Here is a 7,983-nt window from a genome sequence, read left to right as displayed (position 1 = left end):
AAGATCATTGCCTAATTGATTCGTAGGGGTATAGCTCAATTGGCAGAGCGTCGGTCTCCAAAACCGAAGGTTGTAGGTTCGATTCCTACTGCCCCTGCCACCTGATGGTGGAATCGCAACGAGCCCGCCCCAAAGCGGGCTTCGGTGTCTTGGCGTTGCGCAAAAAATGCGCATTAGAAATGGATTATGGCCACTACTCAGGTTGAAACGGTCAGCTCCGGAGCTGACAAAGCCAAGCTTGCCGCAGTCGCGGCTTTAGTCGTTGCTGCGATCGCAGGTTTCTATCTGCTGAGCAAGCAAGGTCCCATCGTTCAGTGGCTGGTGCTGCTGGTCGGTCTGGCTGCGGCTGCTGGCACGTTCCTTGTTTCCGAGCCCGGAAAGCGTTTCGTCAGCTTTGCGCAGGATGCCTGGCGCGAAGTCAAGAAGGTCGTCTGGCCGACGCGCAAGGAGACCATGCAGATGACCTTGTACGTCTTCGGCTTTGTGGTCATCATGGCCTTGTTCCTGTGGTTCACGGACAAGACGCTGGAGTGGGTCCTGTATGACCTGATTTTGGGCTGGAGGAAGTAATGGATGCTGTCGAAACAGGTGTGAACGACGGAGGGGCAACGCCTGCCAATCCGGATCTGCGCTGGTACATCGTCCATGCCTACTCCGGCATGGAAAAGGCCGTGGAGCGCAACATCATCGAGCGCATCGCGCGTTCGGACATGCAGTCCAAGTTCGGCCGCATCCTGGTTCCCACCGAGGAAGTGGTGGAGATGAAGAACGGCCAGCGCCGTACCACCGAACGCCGCTTGTTCCCTGGCTACGTGTTCGTCGAGATGGTCATGGACGACGACACCTGGCACCTGGTCAAGCACACCAGCAAGGTGACGGGTTTCGTGGGTGGTGCCAAGAACCGCCCAGCACCGATCTCCGAAGAGGAAGTGCGCAAGATCGTCAGCCAGATGCAGGAAGGCACGGACAAGCCGCGCCACAAGATCGAATTCATGCCCGGCGAACTGGTGCGTGTCAAGGAAGGCCCCTTCACGGACTTCAATGGCTCGGTCGAAGAGGTCAACTATGAAAAGAGCCGCCTGCGCGTCTCGGTGATGATCTTCGGTCGCTCCACGCCGGTCGAGCTTGAATTTGCCCAGGTTGAAAAAACCTGAGTTACCGCTTACAATCTCTGGCTCTGCATTTTTAGGCTCGGTGCAGGGCGTGTCAGCAAGAGTCTTTTAACCCCCGGGGAGCTGCCGGCTGCAACTATTGTTGGTTGGGCCGGCGGCGCTATACCCGCAAGGAGCATTCAATGGCGAAGAAAATCGTCGGCTTCATCAAGCTGCAAGTGCCAGCTGGTAAGGCCAATCCCTCTCCTCCGATCGGTCCTGCGCTGGGTCAGCGCGGCCTCAACATCATGGAATTCTGCAAGGCGTTCAACGCCCAGACCCAAGGTGTCGAGCCCGGCCTGCCCCTGCCCGTGGTCATCACGGCCTTTGCCGACAAGAGCTTCACCTTCATCATCAAGACGCCTCCGGCGACTGTGCTGATCAAGAAGGCCATCAAGCTGGACAAGGGCTCCTCCAACCCCCTGAAGAACAAGGTCGGCAAGATCACCCGCGCTCAGCTGGAAGAGATCGCCAACACCAAGCTGAAGGACATGAACGCTGCTGACGTCGACGCCGCCGTGCGTACGCTGGCTGGTTCGGCCCGTTCGATGGGCGTGATTGTGGAGGGCGTGTAAATGGCCAAGTTGACCAAGAAGCAAAAGGCTCTCCAGGGCAAGGTGGAGTCCACCAAGCTGTACGCTTTCGCCGACGCCGTGGCGCTGGTGAAGGAAGCCGCCACCGCCAAGTTCGATGAATCCATCGACGTGGCCGTGCAATTGGGCGTGGACGCCAAGAAGTCTGACCAAGTGGTTCGTGGCGCCGTCGTGCTGCCCCACGGCACTGGCAAGACCGCCCGCGTGGCCGTGTTCGCCCAAGGCGCCAAGGCTGAAGAAGCCAAGGCTGCTGGCGCCGACGTGGTCGGCATGGACGACCTGGCTGCCCGCGTGAAGGCTGGCGACATGCCATTCGACGTGGTCATCGCTGCCCCCGACGCCATGCGCGTCGTCGGTACGCTGGGTCAGATCCTGGGCCCGCGCGGCCTGATGCCCAACCCCAAGGTGGGTACGGTGACTCCCGATGTGGCCACGGCCGTGAAGAACGCCAAGGCTGGTCAGGTGCAATACCGCGTCGACAAGGCCGGCATCATCCACGCCACCATCGGCCGCCGCTCGTTCGACAACGAGAAGCTGCAAGGCAACCTGGCTGCGCTGATCGACGCCCTGAACAAGTCCAAGCCCGCCTCGAGCAAGGGCCTGTACCTGCGCAAGGTGGCTGTTTCGTCGACCATGGGTGTGGGCGTTCGCGTCGACACGCAAACCATCTCGGCCTGATAGCCAAGAAATCTTGAGGCGGCTTGCGGGCTGCCTCAGTGGTGGGCCGGCGCAGCGATGCGCCGGGTCATCCAAGACCGTTGGTGTGCCTTGCGGCACTTAAACCTCAGGGGCCAACGCAGATGGCGATCCCGCTGCAGATGGATGCATTTCCAAAACAGTTGGTCGCTGCAACAAGAGCGCGCATGAGGGGCCTGCCCCGAGTGTGCATTTGAAGGAGTAGACCTTGAGTCTTAATCGCAGTGAGAAAGAAGCGGTCATCAATGAAGTGACCAGCCTCGCCGCAAAAGCTCAAACGCTTGTGATCGCGGAATACCGCGGCATCACGGTCGCCGACATGACCAAACTGCGCGTTGACGCCCGCAGCAAGGGTGTGAGCCTGAGCGTGTTGAAGAACACGCTGGCCCGCCGTGCTGTGGCTGGCAGCCAGTTCGACGTTGTCGCCGACCAGATGACCGGCCCTCTGATCTATGGCTTCTCTGAAGACGCAGTGGCTGCCGCCAAGGTGGTGGCCGACTTCGCGAAAACCAACGACAAGCTGGTGATCCGCGGTGGTGCGTTTGCAGGCAAGGCCCTGGACGTGAACGGTGTGAAGCAACTGGCGAACATCCCCTCGAAGGAAGTTCTGCTGGCACAACTGTGTGGCTTGCTGATGTCGCCTATCTCGCGTACGGCCGTTGTGCTGGGCGCCCTGGCGGCAAAGAAGAGCGAAGGCTCTGCCGAAGAACCGGCAGCCGAAGCAGTCGCAGCCTGAGCGCGCGGCAGTTAACCAATATTGTTAGGAAATCAAAATGGCATTCGATAAAGACGCATTTCTGACCGCGCTCGACGGCATGACGGTCCTGGAACTCAATGACCTGGTGAAGGCCATTGAAGAGAAGTTCGGCGTGAGCGCTGCCGCCATGGCCGCTCCCGCTGCTGGTGGCGCTGCTGGCGGCGCTGCTGCTGCAGAAGAAAAGACCGAGTTCAACGTTGTGCTGACCGAAGCCGGCGCGAACAAGGTTTCCGTCATCAAGGCCGTGCGTGAAATCACCGGCCTGGGTCTGAAGGAAGCCAAGGACCTGGTCGACGGCGCTCCCAAGAACGTCAAGGAAGGCGTTGCCAAGGCTGACGCTGAAGCCGCTGTGAAGAAGCTGGTGGAAGCCGGTGCCAAGGCTGAACTGAAGTAATTCAGTCCCCTCAAGGGCTGGAGGCTCCGAAAAAGGGCCTCCAGCCTTTGGCGCTTGTGGAGAGCGTATCCATAGAGCACACTAGAAAGCGGTCTGGAGCAGCCTGTTTTCTAGTGTCTTCTGACAACCCGACAGCAGAAGATGCCTTGGTTCGGGCGATGTGCAACGCATCGCCGTCAGCCATGGTTGGTAGTGGCCAACCGCCAAGCCCGCAGGGAGCTTTCCATGTGGGGCAGTCGTCGCAGACCCAGGACTCATGTCTTTGCCCGGAGATCTCATGGCCTATTCTTACACCGAACGCAAGCGAATCCGCAAAAGCTTCGGGAGCCGCGACAGCGTGCTCGAAGTGCCTTACCTGCTGCAGATGCAAAAAGATGCATATACCGCATTCTTGCAGGCAGATGTAGCCCCCAAAAAACGCACCATCGAAGGCCTGCAAGCGGCCTTCAACTCTGCCTTCCCCATCGTCTCCCACAACGGTTTTGTGGAGATGAAGTTCGTCGAGTACAACCTCGCCAAGCCTGCTTTCGATGTGCGCGAGTGCCAGACCCGTGGTCTGACCTTCGCCTCTGCCGTGCGCGCCAAGGTTCAACTGATCATCTATGACCGTGAGTCTTCGACCTCGCAGTCCAAGGTGGTCAAGGAAGTCAAGGAGCAAGAGGTCTACATGGGCGAAGTGCCCCTGATGACCGACAAGGGCTCGTTCATCATCAACGGCACCGAGCGCGTCATCGTCTCGCAGCTGCACCGCTCGCCTGGCGTGTTCTTCGAACACGACAAGGGCAAGACCCACAGCTCGGGCAAGCTGCTGTTCTCGGCACGCATCATTCCTTACCGCGGTTCGTGGCTGGACTTCGAGTTCGACCCCAAGGACCTGCTGTTCTTCCGCGTCGACCGTCGTCGCAAGATGCCCGTGTCCATTCTGCTGAAGGCCATCGGCCTGACGCCGGAATCGATCCTGGCCAATTTCTTCGTCAACGACAACTTCCGCCTCATGGATTCGGGCGCGCAGATGGAGTTCGTCCCCGAGCGCCTGCGCGGCGAGGTCGCGCGCTTCGACATCACCGACAAGTCGGGCAAGGTCGTGGTCGCCAAGGACAAGCGCGTCACTGCTCGCCACACGCGTGAGCTGGAGCAGTCGGGCACCAAGTTCATCAGCGTCCCCGAAGATTTCCTGATCGGCCGCGTGGTCGCCAAGAACATCGTCGATCCGGACACTGGCGAGATCATCGCCAAGGCCAACGAAGAGCTGACCGAGTCCCTGCTCAAGAAGCTGCGCAGCGCCGGCATCCAGGATCTGCAGTGCATCTACACGAACGAGCTGGACCAGGGCGCCTACATTTCGCAGACCCTGCGCACCGACGAAACCGTCGATGAGTTCGCTGCGCGCGTGGCCATCTACCGCATGATGCGCCCCGGCGAGCCGCCGACCGAGGACGCCGTGCAGGCCCTGTTCCAGCGCCTGTTCTACAACCCCGACACCTACGATCTTTCGCGCGTGGGCCGGATGAAGTTCAATGCCAAGGTCGGCCGCGATGGCGCCACCGGCCCCATGGTGCTGTCCAACGAGGACATCCTGGCCGTGGTCAAGATCCTGGTGGATCTGCGCAACGGCAAGGGCGAGGTCGATGACATCGACCACCTGGGCAACCGCCGCGTGCGTTGCGTGGGCGAACTGGCCGAGAACCAGTACCGCACGGGCCTGGCACGTATCGAGAAGGCCGTGAAGGAGCGTCTGGGCCAGGCCGAACAAGAGCCGCTGATGCCCCATGACCTGATCAACAGCAAGCCGATTTCGGCCGCCCTGAAGGAATTCTTCGGTGCGTCGCAGCTGTCGCAGTTCATGGACCAGACCAATCCTCTGGCCGAAATCACGCACAAGCGTCGCGTCTCGGCCCTGGGCCCGGGCGGTCTGACGCGCGAGCGCGCAGGCTTCGAAGTGCGCGACGTGCACGTGACCCACTACGGCCGCGTCTGCCCTATCGAAACGCCTGAAGGCCCGAACATCGGCCTGATCAATTCGCTGGCCCTGTACGCCCGCCTGAACGAGTACGGCTTCATCGAGACGCCTTACCGTCGCGTGGCCGACGGCAAGGTCACGATGGAGATCGACTACCTGTCGGCCATCGAGGAAGGCAAGTACATCATCGCCCAGGCCAATGCCGAGCTGGATGCCGAAGGCCGCCTGATCGGCGACCTGGTGTCGGCGCGCGAAAAGGGTGATTCGACCCTGGTGTCGGCCGAGCGCGTTCAGTACATGGACGTGTCGCCCGCACAGATCGTGTCGGTGGCTGCCTCGCTGATTCCGTTCCTGGAGCACGATGACGCGAACCGCGCATTGATGGGCGCCAACATGTCGCGTCAGGCCGTGCCTGTGCTGCGTCCCGAAAAGCCCATGGTGGGCACGGGCATCGAGCGCGTGGCGGCAGTGGACTCCGGCACCGTGGTGACGGCAACCCGCGGCGGTATCGTGGACTATGTCGATGCAACGCGCATCGTGGTCCGCGTGAACGATGCGGAAGCCGTGGCCGGCGAAGTCGGCGTGGACATCTACAACCTCATCAAGTACCAGCGTTCCAACCAGAACACCAACATCCACCAGCGTCCCATCGTCAAGCGTGGCGACAAGCTGGCCAAGGGTGACGTGGTGGCCGACGGCGCATCGACCGACCTGGGCGAAATCGCCATCGGTCAGAACATGCTGATCGCCTTCATGCCCTGGAACGGCTACAACTTCGAGGATTCGATCCTGATCAACGAGCGCGTGGTGGCCGAAGACCGCTACACCTCGATCCATATCGAAGAACTCGTGGTGATGGCCCGCGACACCAAGCTCGGTGCCGAGGAAATCACGCGCGACATCCCGAACCTGTCCGAGCAGCAGCTCAACCGCCTGGACGAGTCCGGCATCATCTACGTGGGTGCGGAAGTACAGCCCGGCGATGTGCTGGTCGGCAAGGTCACGCCCAAGGGCGAGACCACGCTGACGCCTGAAGAGAAGCTGCTGCGCGCCATCTTCGGCGAGAAGGCTTCCGACGTGAAGGACACCTCGCTGCGCGTGGACCAGGGCTCGCAAGGCACCGTGATCGACGTGCAGGTCTTCACCCGTGAAGGCATCCAGCGCGACAAGCGTGCCCAGCAGATCATCGACGATGAACTCAAGCGCTACCGCCTGGACCTGAATGACCAGCTGCGCATCGTCGAGGCCGACGCCTTCGACCGTATCGAGAAGCTGCTCAATGGCCGCGTGGCCAACGGCGGCCCGCAAAAGCTGGCCAAGGGCGCCAAGATCGACAAGGCCTACCTGGACGGCGTGGAGAAGTTCCACTGGTTCGACATCCGTCCTGCAGAGGACGAGGTCGCCACCCAGCTCGAGTCCATCAAGAACTCGCTGGAGCAGACGCGCCACAGCTTCGACCTGGCTTTCGAAGAAAAGCGCAAGAAGCTCACCCAGGGCGACGAGCTGCCCGCTGGCGTGCTCAAGATGGTCAAGGTCTACCTGGCCGTCAAGCGCCGCCTGCAGCCCGGCGACAAGATGGCCGGCCGCCACGGCAACAAGGGCGTGGTCTCCAAGATCGTTCCGGTCGAGGACATGCCCTACATGGCCGACGGCTCCACTGCCGACATCGTGCTGAACCCGCTGGGCGTGCCTTCGCGCATGAACATCGGCCAGGTGCTGGAAGTGCATCTGGGCTGGGCCGGCAAGGGCCTGGGCCAGCGCATCGGCGACATGCTGCAGCAGGAAGCCCGTGCCGCCGAAATCCGTGCCTTCATGGAAGAGATCTACAACTCGCGCGGCCGCAAGGAAGACCTGGCCCAGCTCGATGACAACGAGATCGTGTCCATGGCGCAGGCGCTGACCACGGGCGTGCCGTTTGCCACGCCGGTGTTCGACGGCGCTTCCGAGCAGGAAATCCAGGACATGCTGCATCTGGCATATCCGGAAGAGCTGAAGGAGCGCAAGGGCCTGACCGAAAGCCGCACGCAGGCCTACCTGTATGACGGCCGCACCGGTGACCGCTTCGAGCGTCCGACCACCATCGGCTACATGCACTACCTGAAGCTGCACCACTTGGTCGACGACAAGATGCACGCCCGCTCCACGGGTCCGTACTCTCTGGTGACGCAGCAGCCCCTGGGCGGCAAGGCCCAGTTCGGCGGCCAGCGTTTCGGGGAAATGGAAGTGTGGGCGCTGGAAGCCTACGGCGCCGCCTATGTGCTGCAGGAAATGCTGACCGTGAAGTCCGACGACGTGGTGGGCCGTACCAAGGTGTACGAATCCATCGTCAAGGGCGAGCACGCCATCGAGGCAGGCATGCCCGAGTCGTTCAACGTGCTGGTCAAGGAAATCCGCTCCCTGGGCCTCGACATCGAGCTTGAGCGTTCTTAAAT

7 protein-coding genes and 1 tRNA gene are annotated in these 7,983 nt (G+C 61.3%); all 8 read left to right on the top strand.

The genetic code is table 11. From position 1 onward, the window contains the following. Window positions 1-24 precede the first annotated feature (24 nt). The 8 genes from ACF8ML_RS19190 to rpoB all read left to right on the top strand — a co-directional run bounded on the left by ACF8ML_RS19190 (window position 25) and on the right by rpoB (window position 7,981). A tRNA-Trp gene (locus ACF8ML_RS19190) sits at window positions 25-100 on the top strand. Window positions 101-186: 86 nt separating this feature from the next. Then, window positions 187-570 carry a preprotein translocase subunit SecE gene (gene secE / locus ACF8ML_RS19185; protein ID WP_012202436.1) on the top strand — a complete coding sequence of 128 codons (384 nt, stop codon included), beginning with the start codon at window positions 187-189 and terminating at the stop codon, window positions 568-570. Further along, on the top strand, window positions 570-1,154 hold the full coding sequence (nusG, locus tag ACF8ML_RS19180; protein ID WP_016450388.1) for a transcription termination/antitermination protein NusG: 585 nt from the start codon (window positions 570-572) through the stop codon (window positions 1,152-1,154). Before secE ends, nusG begins: the two co-directional genes overlap by 1 nt. Window positions 1,155-1,294: 140 nt before the next feature. Continuing rightward, the gene (gene rplK, locus ACF8ML_RS19175; RefSeq protein WP_012202438.1) at window positions 1,295-1,726 is read left to right on the top strand and encodes a 50S ribosomal protein L11; all 432 of its coding nucleotides are present in this window, start codon (window positions 1,295-1,297) and stop codon (window positions 1,724-1,726) included. Further along, window positions 1,727-2,422 carry a 50S ribosomal protein L1 gene (gene rplA / locus ACF8ML_RS19170; RefSeq protein WP_016450389.1) on the top strand — a complete coding sequence of 232 codons (696 nt, stop codon included), beginning with the start codon at window positions 1,727-1,729 and terminating at the stop codon, window positions 2,420-2,422. Window positions 2,423-2,648: 226 nt separating this feature from the next. Continuing rightward, window positions 2,649-3,176, top strand: coding sequence for a 50S ribosomal protein L10 (rplJ, locus tag ACF8ML_RS19165; RefSeq protein WP_016450390.1), 528 nt, complete (start codon window positions 2,649-2,651; stop codon window positions 3,174-3,176). A 37-nt stretch (window positions 3,177-3,213) separates the two neighbouring features. Next, the gene (gene rplL, locus ACF8ML_RS19160; RefSeq protein ID WP_012202441.1) at window positions 3,214-3,591 is read left to right on the top strand and encodes a 50S ribosomal protein L7/L12; all 378 of its coding nucleotides are present in this window, start codon (window positions 3,214-3,216) and stop codon (window positions 3,589-3,591) included. A gap of 277 nt (window positions 3,592-3,868) precedes the next feature. Continuing rightward, window positions 3,869-7,981 (top strand): DNA-directed RNA polymerase subunit beta, encoded by a 4,113-nt coding sequence (gene rpoB, locus ACF8ML_RS19155; protein ID WP_016450391.1) that lies wholly within the window; start codon window positions 3,869-3,871, stop codon window positions 7,979-7,981. The last annotated feature ends 2 nt before the right edge of the window (window positions 7,982-7,983 follow it).

The sequence above is a fragment of the Delftia sp. WSY_10 genome (assembly GCF_043104705.1).
GTDB classification, from domain to species: domain Bacteria; phylum Pseudomonadota; class Gammaproteobacteria; order Burkholderiales; family Burkholderiaceae_C; genus Comamonas; species Comamonas tsuruhatensis.
Note: the sequence above shows the minus strand (reverse complement) of the source record. Positions and strands in the feature narration are given on the sequence as shown.

Coding starts and splice junctions, on each gene's coding strand:
- secE (WP_012202436.1), top strand. CDS start 187: ATGGCCACTACTCAGGTTGAAACGGTCAGCTCCGGAGCTGACAAAGCC.
- nusG (WP_016450388.1), top strand. CDS start 570: ATGGATGCTGTCGAAACAGGTGTGAACGACGGAGGGGCAACGCCTGCC.
- rplK (WP_012202438.1), top strand. CDS start 1,295: ATGGCGAAGAAAATCGTCGGCTTCATCAAGCTGCAAGTGCCAGCTGGT.
- rplA (WP_016450389.1), top strand. CDS start 1,727: ATGGCCAAGTTGACCAAGAAGCAAAAGGCTCTCCAGGGCAAGGTGGAG.
- rplL (WP_012202441.1), top strand. CDS start 3,214: ATGGCATTCGATAAAGACGCATTTCTGACCGCGCTCGACGGCATGACG.
- rpoB (WP_016450391.1), top strand. CDS start 3,869: ATGGCCTATTCTTACACCGAACGCAAGCGAATCCGCAAAAGCTTCGGG.